This window comes from Bradyrhizobium algeriense (assembly GCF_003062295.1).
Classification (GTDB): domain Bacteria; phylum Pseudomonadota; class Alphaproteobacteria; order Rhizobiales; family Xanthobacteraceae; genus Bradyrhizobium; species Bradyrhizobium algeriense.
On record NZ_PYCN01000025.1, the window covers coordinates 73,439 to 90,762 of the forward strand.

Consider the following 17,324-nt stretch of genomic DNA (forward strand, 5'->3'; position numbering starts at 1 on the left):
TCTATGCGCCCGCGCGGTTGGCCCGCGCGGCGATATCGGCGCAGCGCTCCATCAGACTCTCGAAGGGTTCGGCATCTTCCAAGAGCAACCCGTCCTCGACCATGCGGCCATAGTCTTCCTGCAGCACCTTGGAGGCATCGCCGCCCGGCACGATCTGCAAACCGCCGTTTACGGCCGCCACGTAATCGATCGGACTGCGGTCGGCGGCCTTCTCGGCGAAGAACATGCCCTTGTGGCGCGCGACAGCGTTCGCCAACTCCCGATCCGCGAAAGCCGCATCCGCAAGACCGGCCTCATCCAGCCGCACGACATCGTGCCAGTGTCGTGCGAAGCGATCGCCGCGGAGCCGCTCCTGCAGACAGAAGACGTGGATCGCCGTCGCCTTTTCCCAGAAGGTTCGCTCGGCATGCATCACGCGGGGCCGGGCCATTGGGAAGACCACGCCTTCGACCAGGCCCGATGCGTCGCAGGTAATGTCCCGCAGGCTTGCCGGCTCGCCCGTCGATCGCGCGCCGAATTCGAGCATCACGCTTGGCGCCACGTAGCCGGAGCCTGCGGCAATCGCCTCATAGTCGATGAACAGCTTCTCGCGCTCGACGCGGATCGTGGCAGGCAACGCCTCCGCGGCCAGCGCGTCCGCGATGACCGGCTGTGCGGTCCCCGCCACCCACTCCGGCAAACGCTTGCGCACCTCACTCGACCAGCGCTTCTCCTCGCTGCGCGTTTTCGGCAACGCCTCGCCCGTGTCGCCCACCAGATCCGGCGCAATTGCCCGGATGTCGTAGGTCAGGTCGACGTCCTCGGAAAAACGCCGGATGACTCCATAGGCCTTCGACAGCGATGTGCCGCCCTTGAACACCAGATGCTCGCCGAGCGCCGATCCGTAGAGCGTGGCGAGCGCCCAGACGACCCACACATCCTTCTCGAGAAGGTGCGCTGGTCGTCCCGACTGGTCGGCCGCGACGCTCAGCGCCTCGTGGCGATCGGCCACCGGGAGGTGGAGAAAGGCGTCAGCCATGCGCCGCCTTTCCCACACTGCGCGCCAGCCAGGTCGGAAGCTGCGGCGCTGCCGCGACCAGTTCGCTGAAGGTGGACGGCGGGAGCTTCCGCTTCAGTGTTTTCAATGCGGCTTCTGCCTTCTCCGGCCCGAGCCAGGCCAGCGCCCGCACTGCCTCGCCAGCCGGCTTATAGGCCAGGGCGAGTTGCCAGCGCGGAGCATGACGAAGTTCAACGACCTGCTTGCCGAGATTCATCGTTCGGCTGCGGCCGGAGGTCAGATAGACCGACCGAACCGGCACCTGGGTCGTCAGGCCGAGGGTGTTGGCCGCCGCCGCCCCGCTCGGGACGATGACTTCGCCGCGCTGGTTGGCGAGCGCCTCGACCGCCTGCTGGACTGATGGAGCCCTCGTACCGAATCGGCTCGTGATGGGACGGAGATAAACGCCCCGACCGGCCCGGATCAGGTGGCCCCGCTCGGTCAGCCGCGACAAGGCCTGATCCACCGCGGCGCGATTACCGAGGTGAAGCAAGCTCTTAGCCGCCAAGGGCGTGCCTTCCGGCAGTCCTTTGGCATGCGCAAGAATCTGTTCGGTTAACCGTTGCATGGCCATCTCCTGTCAGAAATATACGCAGTTTTCTGACATCTTTCAAGCCCAAGTATCCCCCTCGGACCCGTCCGTTCCTCCTAGATCAAGGGCGCGCCCTTATCGAGCAGACCGTCGAGGAAGTCCTCCCGCGAGCCGATCGGTCCCGCGAGGGTCGCAAGGATCAGCGCCTCAACGACCTGGCGGGCCAATGACCGCGCCATCACCCGCTCATTCGTCGAAATGGCCGTCATGGCGCGCCCATGCAGGAATGCGCTCCGCACGTTGAAGAGTTGCTCATACTGGTCAGCGAAGCGTCGATCGCCCAGCAGGCCGGCCACCCGTCCCCGCATTCTATTTGTGGAGCGCGCATCCCTTTGTGGCGGTCAACCGGCACACCCTGGCCGGACCGAATGCGAGCGGCGCAAGGTGGATGTGCCTAGTCCGGGTGGCGCGCAGCGCCGCGTCCAGCCCCTTCGCCGCTTCCTCCACAGGCAACGCAAGATGGGCCGTGTCCTTCCGCAGGTGACATGGAAAGCCCAAGGCTCGCAATGCGGTCGAGAGCGCGAAGGCCGGTCCCTTCTTGCCGGCGTTCGGATAGCCGTCGCGGCAGGTTTCGCGCAGCCGCACGAAGGCGGGGTGCGCGAGAATATTGTCGGGCCCGGGAGGACGTAGCCGCCACAGGTCCGTCATCGCCGTAAGCATCGCCATGCTGGGACCGGTCTCGCTCATCAGGAGATCCGGAGCCGCCGCAAAAGCTTGCCGAGAACCGCCTCGTACTCCTCGGGCGTGGAGAAATCGGCGTAGAGCTTGCCTTTCAGGAACTCCGGCAACTCACATTCTTCGTAGAGCAGCGGCAGCACGACCACCTCGCCGCTGGCGATCTCGCGGTTCATCGCCACGTCGAGCTCCTTCTTCACCCAAGGGGCCCCAATCGACTTTTTCGACAGGACAACGGCGATGTAGCGGCTGAGCTTCACCCTTGCATTCGGCCGCAATGACATGGTCTCCGACAGCCGCGACGACATCACCGAACCCGGACTTCGGGTTGATGGTGATCGTCTGGTCCGCCGGATTGCGATAGACCCCGCCATAGTCGTACTGCGTCATAATTTTTTGTTGTCTGTATGTTGCGGCGTTGCTGCCGCAACAGGGACATCGCGGCAAGGTTCTGATGAGCGCGTTGATCAGGCGCACACGCATGGTCGCGATCGAGTTCGCAATGTGACGTTCAGGCCGCAAGGGGAGATCCTCTGGGTCGATAGCCGTCGGGTAGGACAGACGTCGGTAAGATCGTGGTGGAGCGAGGTCTCGAGGGGGGAATCGTCTCCCTCTCGGAGATCAGGAAGCCGTAGGCTGCGATGCACATCGTGGCGTGATGATGGAAGCCGCGCCAGCCGCGCCCTTCAAAGTGCCCAAGCCCGACCTCCTGCTTGAGCTCCAGATAGTCGCGCTCGATACGCCAGCACAGCTTGGCGAGGTCGACGAGCTCGCGCAAGCCGATATCGGCTGGCAGCGTCGACAGCCAATACTTGGTCGGCTCGACTTCGCCTACGGGCCACTCGATCAGCAACCATTCCTCCGACAGCAATTCTGGCTTGAGCTGGGTATGTCCGACCCGAACGCGCACGCGGGCGAAGCGCGACGATAGCCACTCGGATGAACCTTCTCGCCACCGGATCGTGTGCCAGGCATCTTTGGGTAGACCATGCGCCAGGCGTTTGGCCGAGATCAGATCGGGTTCGTCGCGACGCCCCGTATTGTTCAGCGGCCGGCCTCTCCGCCTCGGTCCAGTGCCGGGTGGCCATACCAGAATCTTCGGCTGAATGCCGACGACGTAGCTCACACCCAACGCCGTCATGCCGGTGCGCAGCCGAGAGTCAGTACCATAAGCACCGTCCATCAAGGCGACACCGCGCGGCAGGCCGGCCTCGCATCCCCACCGTATTTGATCGAGTGCAATCTCCGGCTTGGTCTTGAAGGTTATGTCCCGCGGCACGCCTGTCTTGTTCCGGCGCACCCTGTCCTTATTCCACTCCTTCGGCAGATACAGCCGATAGGCCACCGGTAGGCTGGCGGAGTGGTTTGCGATCGACAGCGAGACAGCCACCTGACAATTGGCTTCTTTGCCGAGCTGCCCGCAATATTGATGCTGCACGCCTACTGAATGCTTCCCCTGCTTGGGGAAACCCGTGTCATCTATGATCCACGCCTCGATCGGCCCCTGCCGTTCCATTGCAGGCAGCACCATCTCGCGTACCTTGGCCAGCACCTTCTCGTCCGACCAGGACGCGACACCGACAAAATGCAGCAACGACTGATGCTGTGCCGCCGTCCGCGCCGGGGCCGTCTTCGCCGCCATCGGCTCCACGCTCTTGCGTTCGCCCGGCAGGACTAGCCCGGTGCAATAGTCGCGCAGCGGGCCAATCCGGTCGGCGTGACCGAGCACCCCCGCAAGACCCGCGACATAAGCTGCAAACCGTGCTTCGACCTTCTCCCCGTCTCTCCGATTCATGTCAGCACCTCGCACGCCAATCCTGAATCTTCTCAAATAGTTGATTCTCAAAGTCGAACCGTGCGACCTTCTGACTCAGTACGAATAGGCGGTGCTACCGAGGCTGGAGACCTTGGTGAACGCTTGCCGCCCAGCCAGCTCGTGAAATCGAACTGCTTTCCGTGCTCGCCATCGGGATGGATGCGGACGTCACGCGCGCCTTGCGTGCGGAGCAAATACATCGCGTAGGCGAGCATGACAGCGCCCTCATAGAGATGATGTTCGTGGAGGTCGTCCGATTTTCCGACCCGGTTGGGCGGTGGCTCAAGGGCCGTCACGAGATCTTCGAAGTCCAACCCAGCCTCCCGATAGAATCAGCGGGCGCTCGTCGCCCTCCTATTGACAGACGCTTATAACCGGCCATATTTGCCCGGTAAAGGAGGCCCAGTCATGTTTGCCTACAACCCCGAGAAATTTGCGTCACTCTACGCGACCGAGCTTGGCCAGCGCGTTTGGACCTTCCTCACACAGCCCGAAAACGTCGCTCGCCTGGAGACGGCGTCCGAGCTCGGCAAGCCCGCCGTCGAAGGCATCGAGGAACAGCTCCTCGCCGAATTTCGTGAGGACGTCCTCGCTGATCGCGTCAAGCAGATGGTCGGCCACATGGTGCGGCAGATCCTGGAGCAGCGCGACTGGGCACTCGACCAGACCGACGTGAAGGTTCAGTCCGTGCCCTTCAGCAAGGCGGCGCGCTATCGCCGGCCAGACTGGTTCACCTTTCACGCCTTCCGCAACAGCAGCGATCCGCGCGACGTCGTCATCACCGATCGCCGGCAGAATCCGACGCTGCCGAGCGGCGCGCGGTGGACCTTCTACGCAACCTTCGCCAGCCCGCTGAAAGCGGCGGTGGCGTTCGGCGTCAACGACATCAAGCAGCTTCGCCAGCAGATCCATTCGCACGGCTTCCACCGTGTTCGCATCGAGCGGATGATGCGCCGGGCATGAGACGAGCAGACGATGAGTGATCTATTCGACGTTGATAGTGCCAATCTCGATCGCGCGTTCGAGAACCTCAAGGCCGCCGAATTTCCGATCGAGCAGCAGCTTCGCGCCATGCTGCAGGAGATGTGGGCGCGCTACGAGCCTTATGCCGATCCTGACTTTCGACAGGGCTTCGCGCGCGACGTAGATGGCCGCTTCTGGGAGATGTATCTGGGCTGCACATTGATCGACGCTGGCCGCACCTTGCTCCCGGTGGTCGAGCGTCAGCGCGAGGGTGGCCAGCCGGATCTCTGCGTCTTGGAAGATGGCCACCGTATCTGGATCGAGGCCATTACCCCAGATGAAGGCGCCCCAGGTCCTGACCAAATCGTGCGTCCGGTTCCTCTCAACGAGGGGGGCGGCCTCTTCGTCGCACCGATCCGTCAGGCGCAGTTGCGCACGTCCGGGGCGTTCTGGACCAAGGCGCAGAGGATCGCGCGCTATCTCGAAGAGGGAGTGATCGTGCCGGAGGACACGAGGATCATCGCAATCAGTGCGAGCCGCTTCGGTGTCTATGTCGCCGAACAGCCATTGCCGCTGATCATGACCACGTTGTTTCCGATCGGAGACGCCTACATCACGATCGATCGCGAGACCGGCAATGTCGTTGACGAAGGATTTCACCCTGCCCCCTTCATCAACCGGGAACACAATCCGATCGCGCGCACGGCATTCCTCGACGAGCGTTTTGCCGACATCTCAGGTGTGATCTGGTCGCGCGTCGGTCTCGGCAACCTCTCGCGCCGGACCCGCCCGTTGACCTATGTCCATAACCCCTTGGCACAGGTTCCGCTGGCGACAAACTGGGGCGTCTGGGATCGCGAGTTCGTCATCACACCGCGCGGCGACGAATGGGAGGCCCACGACCTCTTGGCCCAGGCCGCAGCGGAGGCATCATGACGATGCGGCCGAGTCCCCGCGCCCGGCGCCTGCCGACTGACGAGATTGACCATGGCCGTCGCCGATGAGCAGCGTCTGATCACACGGATCAGCCAACGGAAGTTCGAGCTCTATGCGCTGTCGCTCGACCGCGGGCCCAATTTTGATCCCGCGCATATCTTCGCGAGCTATCAGGCGGGTGAATCAAGGTGCGCGCATGACATATAAAACTCAAACCAACTCCCGCTCTTCCAGCACTTCGAGCATCGCCATCGTCGTCGTTACCCCAGATTTCGGCCTTACCGGCTTTGAGCGCATCAATCAGCCGGAGGGAGCTGGCCTCAACGGCGCCATGATAGCTTTCCTCCGCCTGTATCTCGAAACGTTCGATCTCAGCATTGATCTCACCTTCGGCCGTTGGATCAAGCTCGCCAACACCGGCTATGGCACCGACACCGCTCTGCGTGGAAATATCACCGCACTTGGCCTGAGCTATGTGGCTGGCATCCTGCCACAAACATCGGTATGGACGCCTGGAACTGGGCCGCGGCCGCCGAAGAAGTGGTCGGGGAACGGGCGACCTCCAAAGTTGCTGCGGCGTGACAGCAAGCACCGACCGATTTCGGCCAAGAAGCTTGCGATCGGCCTGCCATCACGTGCTTGGCACAAGATCACGTGGCGTGAGGGTACGGCAGAGCGGTTGTCCTCGCGCTTTGCCCGTGTGCGCGTCCGTCCGGCACCTCGAGATTACTGGCGCGCCGAAAGCCGGCCGGAGGAATAGCTGCTGATCGAGTGGCCGGCAGGCGAGGAGGCGCCGACCAAATATTGGTTGTCAACGCTTCCGGCGAACATTGGCTTCCGTCAGTTCGTCGATATCGTCAAGCTGCGCTGGCGCATTGAGCGCAACTACCACGAACTCAAACAGGAAGTCGGCCTTGGCCACTTCGAGGGGCGAAGCTGGCGTGGGTTCCACCATCACGCAACACTGTGCATTGCCGCCTACGGATTTCTGGTCTCCGAGCGAGAAACGATTCCCCCCTCAGAAACAGCCTCCACCAAGCTGTTCAAGGAAGCTGCAATTCCCGAAACTTATCGACCGAGGGGATCCGCCATTGCGGCCTGAACGACACGTCCCAAATTCGATCGCCACCGTTCGGAGAAGATTGAACGCGGCTCTCGTGTCCACACTATCTCGATGCCCTTGTTGCATCAGGCCAATCTCACGTCGAAGTCGGTGAAAATTATGACGCAGTAGGACTAGACCCTATGTTCGCGCCGTGAGGTGACGGGCGGCCCGCCCCACGGCAAGCTCCTATCGAGGGTTGCGCCGGATGGGCCGGCGCCGAGCCTCAAGCATGGGGAGCGGGCCTAATGAAGGATAGCATTTTCGTGGGGCTGGATGTCCATAAGGCGACGATTTCGGTTGCGCTGGCCGAAGGGCTGCGCGGCGGTGAGGTTCGTAACCTGGGGATCATCGCCAACCGTGCCGATCAGATCACCAAGCTGGTGGAAAAGCTTGGCAAAGGTGGGCGGCAGGTAAGCTTTTGCTACGAAGCCGGTCCCTGCGGTTATGGCCTGCATCGGCAACTGACGGAACTGGGGCAGGATTGCATCGTGGTGGCCCCCTCGTTGATCCCGATGAAGGCGGGGGATCGGGTCAAGACCGATCGACGCGACGCGGCGATGCTGGCCAAGCTGCATCGAGCCGGCGAGCTGACCGCGGTATGGGTTCCGGATGCGGCGCATGAGGCCATGCGCGACCTGGTGAGAGCCCGTGCCACCGCGATGCGTGTGCTCGGCAAGGCGCGCCAGCACCTGCAGGGTTTTCTGCTACGGCATGGGCGCATCTATCCCGGCAAGAAGGGCTGGACCTTGGCTTACCGTCGCTGGCTCACGACGGTGCGCTTCGATCACCCCGCGAGCCAAATCGTTCTGCAGGACTACATCCACGCCGTCACTGACGCCGAAGCCCGAGTAGAACGTCTGACTCGGCAAATCGAAGAGTTGGCGCCGCAATGGTCGATGAAGCCATTCGTCGAGGCGGTGCAGGCCATGCGCGGCGTCGCCTTCATTGTCGCGGTGACGGTGATTGCCGAGGTCGGCGACTTCTCCCGCTTCGACAATCCCCGCCAACTGATGGCCTATCTCGGCCTCGTTCCATCGGAGCATTCGAGTGGTACTTCGACCAGGCGCGGCGGCATCACCAAAGCCGGCAACGCCTTGGCCAGGCGGGCTCTGATCGAGGGGGCGTGGACCTATCGCATGCAAGCCCGCGTCAGTCGCAAGCTCCATGACCGTAACGAGCGCTTGCCTCAGGTCATTCGCGACATCGCCTGGAAGGCCCAGGTCAGGCTCTGCGCTCGCTATCGCCGCTTGTCGGTAGCCGGCAAACCCAAGGTAATTGTCACCACCGCCATTGCACGCGAAATGGTTGGCTTCCTGTGGGCGATCGCTCGTCAAGTCCAACTCGGGCCGGCTGCCTGAAAGAACGATGCTCGACCATATCGGTGCCCAGGGCAGGAGGCGGGGCGCGGTGGGGAATCCTCGTGGCCTGCTTTGAGCCGGCTTTGCCGACGCTCGTCCTCTAGACCGAGGCAGCCCCAAGACGAAACCACGGTCATGCGGTAGCCAACCCGCGCATGAGAGCTTGCTCAACCGTCGTCTCTGGCTCCGCCTCCCGCCTTGGGCACCGCCGAAACTCAGCGCCTGGGCGCAACCAGGAGAGTCGTGCTCGTTCAAAATCTTGACAGCGAACATGAGAGCAGGCTGTTGAAAAAGGCGCTCGCCGCCGACCGACGACCGTGATTCATTCGCTCCGATGAGATTCGGAGATGGTGTGCGTGCGTGGCGGCGACAATCGAACGGGCGAGCTGTTCAGCTACGTTGACCTGGAGGCGCGGGTGCGGCGAGATCATCCGCCGCGAGCGATCCGGACGATTGTGAACGAGGCGCTTTCGGCGCTGGAGCGCGAGTTTGCAGCGCTCTATTCGCCGATTGGGCGGCCGTCGATCCCGCCGGAGAAGCTGCTGCGGGCGATGCTATTGCAGACGTTTTATTCAATCCGCTCGGAGCGGCTTCTGATGGAGCGGCTGGAATACGACCTGCTGTTCCGCTGGTTCGTCGGAGTCGGCGTTGACGACGCAGCCTGGGACCATTCGGTGTTCTCGAAGAACCGCGACCGGCGACTGGAAGGCGACATCTCGGCCAAGTTCCTCGTGGCGTTGCTGGCGCGCAGCCCAAGGTGAAGAAGCTTCTGTCGAGCGATCACTTCTCGGTCTATGGCACGCTGATCGAGGCCTGGGCCTCGATGAAGAGCGTCAAGCCGAAGGACGGCTCGGGCGAGCCGCCGGCGCAAAGGCGGGCGCAATGCCGAAGCGGACTTCCATGGCCAGAGACGCTCGAACGACACCCATGCTTCGACCACCGATCCCGATGCCAGGCTCTATCGCAAGGGTAAAGGCAAGGAGACGAAGCTGTGCTTCATCGGGCATGGGCTGATGGAGACCCTCGCCGCCATCGATCGCCTCGTTCACCACGCCACCATCGTCGAGAGTGTATTGTGAGCAATCACAGGCGCAACAACAGCAGCAGACAGAGCTGTTCGCAGCGTGATATCAGGAGATCGGAGCGGCCGAGAATCCAACTAAGAGATTGGTCGCCGTGGCCCCACCGGATGGGGTCCACTTCACTGCTACAGGTCCTGATCTATTGGAAAAGGTGCGTCTTTTGAAGCTTTTGTTGGACGGCGAACGAATGCCTCGCCGGGAAGGCGATGTGAGAGGTCCTCCGCAAGAACGGTCACATTTGGATGCTTCAGAAGGGAACCATGGTCGCCAGGAAGAGGGGGCCCTTCAACGAGGCTCTCGAAAGCAGCGTGCCATGGAGTTGCTGCGCTAGTGGACTCCCGAGTGTAATAGACGCAGAGCGCCGAAACCTTCTTAGGTACGTATAGTTTGCCCGCGCGAATATGGCGAATGAACATTTGGAAGATTTCCTCAAGCGCCGGTACACCGATTTTCCATGTACCAAAAGCAGCGCTCGCGAGCGTAGCGAAGTCACCCGGTCGAATTTTCATGGTTGCATCGTGCTCAGGCGACAATCCTCCCTCGTCGACAAGGAATGCAAGGAATTCAGACCATTCCTGGTCCAAGGTGAGAGTGGAAGGCGTCTCTGGCGCCGACGGATGGGCACTATCGATCAATGCCACTAAATCGACCCTCACGTTTGCAGAGATTAGCATCCCAGCAACGGCGTGGGCGAGCACACCGCCAAAAGACCATCCCGCGAGCGTACAAGCCATGTCCGGCAGCACAGGAACAATAGCCCGAGCATAGACTTGGGCGATCTCATCAATCGAACCCACCTTCAGGAGTTCGTGACCGAACTCTAGGGCATGTATACCGTAGATGGTCTGTGTAGCTGGCAGCGCCCGCACGAGGTCATCATAGACGCTCAGCCCTCCGCCACAAGCGTGACAGAGGATAAGTGGCTGACTGTTCGCGAGTCGAAGCGGAATAAGTTGGCTCGCAGATTTTCGATGGTTCTTCGATGCGGGGCGCACCTTCTCGGCGCACTGATCGAGACGAGGATTCGTGAAATGCACGGAAAGATCGAGGATCAAACCCCGCCGCCGGAGTTGCTCAAGCACTTGCAGCGCTAGCAGCGAATGTCCACCGAGGTCAAAGAAGTTGTCGTGCCGCCCGACCCGCGCCACACCGAGAAGCTCCGCCCAGATCGTCGCCAGCGCGGTCTCGGTCTCGCCCCGCGGCGGCTCATAGGCCGCGCGCGCATAGGCCGCATCCTCAGGCATCGGCAGCGCCTTGCGGTCGAGCTTGCCGTTTGCCGTCAGCGGCAGCGCCGCCAGGCGCACAAACGCAGCCGGCACCATGTAGTCGGGCAGCCGCGCACTCACATGCGCGCGCAAGGTGCCGGCAAGGTCAGATCCCTCAGCTTCGCCGGCGTGCTCCGCAGCCGCAACCACATAGGCGACAAGACGCTTCTCGCCGGTGCGATCCTGTTGCGCCACGACGACCGCATCGCGCACGAATGCGTGTTCGACGAGCCGTGCCGCGATCTCGCCGGGCTCGATCCGGAAGCCCCGGATCTTCACCTGGTCGTCGTTGCGGCCCAAAAACTCCAGATTGCCGTCCGGCAAGTACCGCGCAACATCCCCGGTCCGGTACATCCGCGCCCCCGCCTCAGCGCTGAACGGATCGGCCACAAACCGCTCCGCCGTCAGCTCGGGCCGGTTCAGATAGCCACGCGCGACCCCCGCCCCGCCGATGTAAAGCTCCCCGACCGCCCCGAACGGAACGGGCGCGCCATGACCGTCCAGCAGGTAAACCTGCGTGTTCGCGATCGGTCGGCCAATCGGGAGCCGCTGGAATGGCTCATCAATCGCGTTGATCTCGCAGACTGTCGCAAAGGTCGTCGTCTCGGTCGGACCGTAGCAGTGCAAGAGATGTTGCGGTCGGTTCTGCCTCAACACCCGTGCTACTGCCGCCACATCAACCGTATCACCACCAACTAATAGCAACCGCAAACTTGCCAGCACCGGGCCTAGATCATTAGCGCTCTGCCTGAACAACCCCGCTGTCAAATGCAGGACGGTAATGCGGTGCTGCTGAACCAGACTGCGCAGCACTTCTGGCTCCAGCACATTAGTGTATGGAATCGCAATCAGGCTCGAACCGTGTAGCAGCGGTGCCCAGACTTCCAGCGTACTGATATCAAACGCGGGATTGCCCAGCCATCCCACACGATCCCTCGAGCTGAACTCCGCATAGCCGTTGTTGATGACGAGCCGGTTGACAGCACGATGAGGAACAACAACTCCCTTGGGAACGCCGGTCGAGCCGGAGGTGTACATTACATAAGCGGCGGCCTCGGCGCTCAATGCCAGGCCTGGATCGGTACTACATCCTGTTCCGGCCATGAGCGGCTCAATGGGCAGAACAGGGATTGTCACCTCAACCAGATCGTCATCGTCACTCTCGCTAAGCACGAGGCGCGCATCACAGTCGGCCAGTATCCAGCTTTGTCGTGCAGATGGAAGAGCGCGATCGATCGGCACATAAACTCCCCCCGCCTTCAGGGTCGCCAACTGCGCCACCACAAGCGCAACGGAGCGGTCCAGCATTGTCGCAACACTATCCCCGGGCCTCACCCCGAGCCCGATCAGATGATGCGCGAGCCGGTTCGCCCGTGCATTGAGCTCGCCATAGCTTAAGCGCGCGTCCGCATCGACCACCGCCACCGCGTCCGGCGCTTGACGCACCTGCGCCTCGAACAGCTGATGGATGCACTGCTCCGCCGGATAGGGGGCCGCCGTCCGGTTCAACTCCTCCAGGAGGTAGGCGCGCTCAGCGGCTGGCAGGATGTCCAGGTCTCGCACCGGCGTATTGGGGGCGTGCTCCAGCGCCTCAGCCACTTGCTCGAGCGCGCGCTGCATGTAACCGCAGACCCGGTCCGCAGCGACGCCCTCCGCCACCTGCGCCGTCAGACCGAGCGCCTCGCCAAAATCCTCCACCGACAAGGACAGGGGATAGTTGGTGCGCTCCTCCCCGCCCAGCCATTCGGCCCCCTCTAGCCCATCATTCGGTGCAGAACCGGACATGGCCGCTGGCGTGGTGTGACGATAGTTCAACAGCGCGCTGAACAGCGGCGCCGGTGCCGCAACCCCGCTGCAGCGTTGCGCCAAGGCCAGCGAGGCATGCTCGTGCGCCAGCAGCTCGGCCAGCCGGGCGTGGGTGGTCCGCACGCTCGCCTCGACCCCGGTGCCGTCCAGATCAAGCCGCAGCGGCAGGGTGTTGATGAACAGGCCCATGGCGCGGTCGACACCGGCGCCGCCATGCATGCGGCCGAACAGCACCGTGCCGAACACCACCTGCTCGCGGCCGCTGCTGCGCGCCACCACCTGCCCCCAGGCCAGATGGCACAGGCTCGCCAGGCTCACCCCCAGCCGCCGCGCCTGTTCCCGCAGCCGCGCGTTGAGCGCCTGCGGCAGCATCCGCCGCGCCTCATGGACCCCATGGCCGTCGCCGCGGATCTCGCTCAACCCGAACGGCATGGTCGGCTCGTCGATGTCTGCCAGCAGCCCTCGGAAGAACTCTTCATGCGCCTTGGCATCAACACCAAGACGCGCCTGCGCCACCAGATTGCGGAACGGCTGCGGGGCTATCAGCTCATGCTCGCGCCCCTTCAGCACGGCCCGGACCTCGGCATGCATCACTTCCAGCGTGGTTTGATCCCCGATCAAATGGTGCTGCAGCTCCAGCAGCAGCCAGCGCGCGCTGCCGGGCTCGCGCGCGGTCACAAACCGCAACAGCGGCGCCCGACCAAGATCGATGCGGTGCTGGCGCGGATCAAACCGGCGCCGGAGCTCATCGGCGCCGGGACAATCATAGCCATCCAGCTCGACCTCGCTCACCTCCAGCGGCGCACGACGCCACACCACCTGGGCCGAGCTCGACAGCCCCTCCCAGACAAAGGCCGTGCGCAGAATGTCGTGCCGATCCACCACCCGCTGAACCGCGGCAAGATAGCGATCCAACAGGCCACGGTCGGCAAACGCCGTCTGCGACACCAGCAGGTACGGATCGCCATGGCTGGCGAGCAGATGATGGAACAGGATGCCGTCCTGCAGCGCCGACAAGCCATAAATGTCCTGGATGTTGCCGACGCCACCAGGCACCATGGCGACGATCCGATCGATCTCGCCCTGCGTCAGCTCGATCAGCGGCAGCATCTGCGGCGTAATCGCCGTGCTGCTCGCGGTGATCAGGTTGGCCGGGACCGCCGCCTCCTGATGACTGCCCAGGCTTGCGGCCTGATCCGCCAGCACCGGCTTGGCGAACAAGGTCTGCACCTCGATCCCCAGCGACAGCCGCCGCAGACGCGCCATCAGCTGCACCGCCAGCAGCGAATGTCCACCGAGGTCAAAGAAGTTGTCGTGCCGCCCGACCCGCGCCACACCGAGAAGCTCCGCCCAGATCGTCGCCAGCGCGGTCTCGGTCTCGCCCCGCGGCGGCTCATAGGCCGCGCGCGCATAGGCCGCATCCTCAGGCATCGGCAGCGCCTTGCGGTCGAGCTTGCCGTTTGCCGTCAGCGGCAGCGCCGCCAGGCGCACAAACGCAGCCGGCACCATGTAGTCGGGCAGCCGCGCACTCACATGCGCGCGCAAGGTGCCGGCAAGGTCAGATCCCTCAGCTTCGCCGGCGTGCTCCGCAGCCGCAACCACATAGGCGACAAGACGCTTCTCGCCGGTGCGATCCTGTTGCGCCACGACGACCGCATCGCGCACGAATGCGTGTTCGACGAGCCGTGCCGCGATCTCGCCGGGCTCGATCCGGAAGCCCCGGATCTTCACCTGGTCGTCGTTGCGGCCCAAAAACTCCAGATTGCCGTCCGGCAAGTACCGCGCAACATCCCCGGTCCGGTACATCCGCGCCCCCGCCTCAGCGCTGAACGGATCGGCCACAAACCGCTCCGCCGTCAGCTCGGGCCGGTTCAGATAGCCACGCGCGACCCCCGCCCCGCCGATGTAAAGCTCCCCGACCGCCCCGAACGGAACGGGCGCGCCATGACCGTCCAGCAGGTAAACCTGCGTGTTCGCGATCGGTCGGCCAATCGGGAGCCGCTGGAATGGCTCATCAATCGCGTTGATCTCGCAGACTGTCGCAAAGGTCGTCGTCTCGGTCGGACCGTAGCAGTGCAAGAGATGTTGCGGTCGGTTCTGCCTCAACACCCGTGCTACTGCCGCCACATCAACCGTATCACCACCAACTAATAGCAACCGCAAACTTGCCAGCACCGGGCCTAGATCATTAGCGCTCTGCCTGAACAACCCCGCTGTCAAATGCAGGACGGTAATGCGGTGCTGCTGAACCAGACTGCGCAGCACTTCTGGCTCCAGCACATTAGTGTATGGAATCGCAATCAGGCTCGAACCGTGTAGCAGCGGTGCCCAGACTTCCAGCGTACTGATATCAAACGCGGGATTGCCCAGCCATCCCACACGATCCCTCGAGCTGAACTCCGCATAGCCGTTGTTGATGACGAGCCGGTTGACAGCACGATGAGGAACAACAACTCCCTTGGGAACGCCGGTCGAGCCGGAGGTGTACATTACATAAGCGGCGGCCTCGGCGCTCAATGCCAGGCCTGGATCGGTACTACATCCTGTTCCGGCCATGAGCGGCTCAATGGGCAGAACAGGGATTGTCACCTCAACCAGATCGTCATCGTCACTCTCGCTAAGCACGAGGCGCGCATCACAGTCGGCCAGTATCCAGCTTTGTCGTGCAGATGGAAGAGCGCGATCGATCGGCACATAAACTCCCCCCGCCTTCAGGGTCGCCAACTGCGCCACCACAAGCGCAACGGAGCGGTCCAGCATTGTCGCAACACTATCCCCGGGCCTCACCCCGAGCCCGATCAGATGATGCGCGAGCCGGTTCGCCCGTGCATTGAGCTCGCCATAGCTTAAGCGCGCGTCCGCATCGACCACCGCCACCGCGTCCGGCGCTTGACGCACCTGCGCCTCGAACAGCTGATGGATGCACTGCTCCGCCGGATAGGGGGCCGCCGTCCGGTTCAACTCCTCCAGGAGATACGTACGCTCAGCGGACGACAGCAGCTCAATCCGCGCGACCGCTTGCCGCGCATCGGCCATCACAGCACACAACAAATTTTGCAAATGCTGCGTCATGCGGTCGATCTGCTTGGGCGCCAAGCGACTAGCATCAAAGTGCCATCGGAAGCTCCCATCCAGAGCGCAAACCTCAAACGTTAGCAAATCGCCGGATAGGGTTGTCTCAGAACGCGGGCTCGAAGCCAGATCACCAGCGGCAGAAGAGCTATTTGTCGTAACCGTAACGCCAATCGGCCAGGGTCGCCGCGATCGTAGCGCCTCCCTACCCCGCAAGCTCGGAGCGCGCGCGATCACATCCCGCGCAAAGCTATCGTGCTCGCTCAGTTCGGCGCATTCGGCGGCGACCACCCTGCGCACCTCTGCAAAATCATGACCAAGATCAATGGTAATTTCCATCGGCACGACAGAAGCGACAATCACCTCCGCCGCCTTCAACCGGGCCCGCGATCCATTCTGTGCGGGCGTCCATCCCAATTGGAGCTGTGATTCGCCAGTGACGCGAGCGAGATAGGTCAGCCAAGCAGTTATTAGGTGTTCCGTGCGATCAAATGGCGACAGCCTAGCCAAAGCACTTGGAATGAGCCACGAACTCGACTGCCATATGGGTGGAGTCGCAGCTTCTGAAGCCGACAGAAACGGAAGCTGCAATATTTTGAACTGCTCAAGCCGCTGCCGCCAAAAACTCTCCCGAGGCGCCAGCATTTCATGGGCAACAGTTATGTCCCGAGCCTCGTCATCGCTTAAAATCGGGAGGCGATGCCCTAGATCCAGATCGGACTGCCTCGCGAGTGCCCGCGCATCCAGAGCCTCACCATCCGGGCTGTCAAACCAAACATCAACATCCTCTGTTCCCGTCGCCACACGCCAGTGGCTGGGGTGGATTTCAACCAGGGAACCCGGCGAAAAGCCCGAGCAGCCAGACGACGCCTCCAAGCACCTGACTGCGACAACGTCATCGCCCACAAGAGCCTTGGACAGACATAAAGGATTGGAATGATGCGGCCCAAAGTCTAAGGCGCGCGTCATCGCTGAGAGATCTTGCGCGGATCTATCCCATCGCAGACAGCCCGCAGCATCTGGGCGTCGGCGCCTCGGAAAATAGCTTCTGTCCGCTAGCGCCTGCGGACGGGCGACAAGCCTTTCGTTCGTTAACCCAGTTAAAAGCTCGCGGAATCCCTCGACTGCGGCTTCATAACATTTGAGGTTCAGGCTTAACGCGGTGTCGGTAGGTCCAATCAGGACTTGGCGTTGAACCACCAGGTCACCCGTATGAACACCATCATCTATGCGATGCCACGTGATGGCATATTCGGACTCTTGGGCCAGCAGCGCCCAAGACGTCGCATGAGTTCCCGCATACCGTGGTAAGGGACCGTCGTGGTAATTGAAAGCACCTCGACGCACTCGCCCAAACACATCCGCCGGCAATATGAACGGATTGGCAACAGAAAATATCCACTCCACCGGTTCGGTACTGAGCAATGTGGCAAGCTCTTCAACGCTCGCTAGGCACAAGACATTGGCGCGAGCGGCCCAATCGCGGAAGATGGCGTCGGCACACAGGGCCGCGCCGATGACGTAGCCCATCTCCATTGCTAACTCTGCACACCTAATAGCTAGCGTACCACCACCAACAAAGACGGTAGAACCAATTGGTGAGGCTGCAGGTCGTTGC

At 62.5% G+C, this 17,324-nt stretch carries 12 protein-coding genes and 2 pseudogenes; 6 read left to right on the forward strand and 8 right to left on the reverse strand.

The window, feature by feature from the left end; all coding sequences use genetic code 11:
* Window position 1: 1 nt before the first annotated feature.
* The 7 genes from C7G61_RS32480 to C7G61_RS32505 all read right to left on the reverse strand — a co-directional run bounded on the left by C7G61_RS32480 (window position 2) and on the right by C7G61_RS32505 (window position 4,433).
* Entirely contained in the window at window positions 2–1,018 is a 1,017-nt protein-coding gene (locus C7G61_RS32480; RefSeq protein ID WP_108521609.1) for a nucleotidyl transferase AbiEii/AbiGii toxin family protein, read from the reverse strand.
* On the reverse strand, window positions 1,011–1,604 hold the full coding sequence (locus C7G61_RS32485; protein WP_108521611.1) for a DUF6088 family protein: 594 nt from the start codon (window positions 1,602–1,604) through the stop codon (window positions 1,011–1,013). Before C7G61_RS32485 ends, C7G61_RS32480 begins: the two co-directional genes overlap by 8 nt.
* A gap of 80 nt (window positions 1,605–1,684) precedes the next feature.
* A complete protein-coding gene (locus tag C7G61_RS46260; protein WP_244608563.1) occupies window positions 1,685–1,924 on the reverse strand; it encodes a hypothetical protein in 240 nt (79 codons plus the stop codon).
* A 13-nt stretch (window positions 1,925–1,937) separates the two neighbouring features.
* On the reverse strand, window positions 1,938–2,315 hold the full coding sequence (locus C7G61_RS46265; RefSeq protein WP_244608564.1) for a hypothetical protein: 378 nt from the start codon (window positions 2,313–2,315) through the stop codon (window positions 1,938–1,940).
* The gene (locus C7G61_RS32495) at window positions 2,315–2,563 is read right to left on the reverse strand and encodes a toll/interleukin-1 receptor domain-containing protein (protein WP_244608565.1); all 249 of its coding nucleotides are present in this window, start codon (window positions 2,561–2,563) and stop codon (window positions 2,315–2,317) included. Before C7G61_RS32495 ends, C7G61_RS46265 begins: the two co-directional genes overlap by 1 nt.
* A 251-nt stretch (window positions 2,564–2,814) precedes the next feature.
* Window positions 2,815–4,098, reverse strand: coding sequence for an IS701 family transposase (locus C7G61_RS32500; RefSeq protein ID WP_108521613.1), 1,284 nt, complete (start codon window positions 4,096–4,098; stop codon window positions 2,815–2,817).
* Between the two features lie 47 nt (window positions 4,099–4,145).
* Window positions 4,146–4,433: a hypothetical protein gene (locus C7G61_RS32505; protein ID WP_202975805.1), complete on the reverse strand. Its 288-nt coding sequence runs from the start codon at window positions 4,431–4,433 to the stop codon at window positions 4,146–4,148.
* A 94-nt stretch (window positions 4,434–4,527) separates the two neighbouring features.
* Between C7G61_RS32505 and C7G61_RS32510 the strand changes: the two genes are divergently transcribed.
* From C7G61_RS32510 to C7G61_RS32535, 6 genes and pseudogenes are all read left to right on the forward strand, one after another.
* Window positions 4,528–5,082 carry a hypothetical protein gene (locus C7G61_RS32510; protein ID WP_108521615.1) on the forward strand — a complete coding sequence of 185 codons (555 nt, stop codon included), beginning with the start codon at window positions 4,528–4,530 and terminating at the stop codon, window positions 5,080–5,082.
* A gap of 12 nt (window positions 5,083–5,094) precedes the next feature.
* Window positions 5,095–6,018, forward strand: coding sequence for a hypothetical protein (locus C7G61_RS32515; protein WP_108521617.1), 924 nt, complete (start codon window positions 5,095–5,097; stop codon window positions 6,016–6,018).
* Between the two features lie 51 nt (window positions 6,019–6,069).
* Window positions 6,070–6,225 (forward strand): hypothetical protein, encoded by a 156-nt coding sequence (locus C7G61_RS45025; RefSeq protein ID WP_190242072.1) that lies wholly within the window; start codon window positions 6,070–6,072, stop codon window positions 6,223–6,225.
* A 193-nt stretch (window positions 6,226–6,418) separates the two neighbouring features.
* Window positions 6,419–7,120, forward strand: a pseudogene (locus C7G61_RS46270) (IS701 family transposase); the annotation flags it as partial.
* 248 nt (window positions 7,121–7,368) lie between these two features.
* Window positions 7,369–8,481: an IS110 family RNA-guided transposase gene (locus C7G61_RS32530; protein ID WP_108521623.1), complete on the forward strand. Its 1,113-nt coding sequence runs from the start codon at window positions 7,369–7,371 to the stop codon at window positions 8,479–8,481.
* A gap of 356 nt (window positions 8,482–8,837) precedes the next feature.
* Window positions 8,838–9,500: pseudogene (locus tag C7G61_RS32535) on the forward strand (transposase); the annotation flags it as partial.
* Window positions 9,501–9,688: 188 nt separating this feature from the next.
* On the opposite strand, the gene C7G61_RS32540 reads toward C7G61_RS32535, so the two are convergent.
* Window positions 9,689–17,242: a non-ribosomal peptide synthetase gene (locus C7G61_RS32540; protein WP_190242066.1), complete on the reverse strand. Its 7,554-nt coding sequence runs from the start codon at window positions 17,240–17,242 to the stop codon at window positions 9,689–9,691.
* Window positions 17,243–17,324 lie beyond the last annotated feature (82 nt).

Bases quoted from the DNA above. Each gene is read 5' to 3' on its own strand.
- C7G61_RS32480 (WP_108521609.1), bottom strand. From the start codon at position 1,018: ATGGCTGACGCCTTTCTCCACCTCCCGGTGGCCGATCGCCACGAGGCG.
- C7G61_RS32485 (WP_108521611.1), bottom strand. From the start codon at position 1,604: ATGCAACGGTTAACCGAACAGATTCTTGCGCATGCCAAAGGACTGCCG.
- C7G61_RS46265 (WP_244608564.1), bottom strand. From the start codon at position 2,315: ATGAGCGAGACCGGTCCCAGCATGGCGATGCTTACGGCGATGACGGAC.
- C7G61_RS32500 (WP_108521613.1), bottom strand. From the start codon at position 4,098: ATGAATCGGAGAGACGGGGAGAAGGTCGAAGCACGGTTTGCAGCTTAT.
- C7G61_RS32510 (WP_108521615.1), top strand. From the start codon at position 4,528: ATGTTTGCCTACAACCCCGAGAAATTTGCGTCACTCTACGCGACCGAG.
- C7G61_RS32515 (WP_108521617.1), top strand. From the start codon at position 5,095: ATGAGTGATCTATTCGACGTTGATAGTGCCAATCTCGATCGCGCGTTC.
- C7G61_RS45025 (WP_190242072.1), top strand. From the start codon at position 6,070: ATGGCCGTCGCCGATGAGCAGCGTCTGATCACACGGATCAGCCAACGG.
- C7G61_RS32530 (WP_108521623.1), top strand. From the start codon at position 7,369: ATGAAGGATAGCATTTTCGTGGGGCTGGATGTCCATAAGGCGACGATT.
- C7G61_RS32540 (WP_190242066.1), bottom strand. From the start codon at position 17,242: ATGGAGATGGGCTACGTCATCGGCGCGGCCCTGTGTGCCGACGCCATC.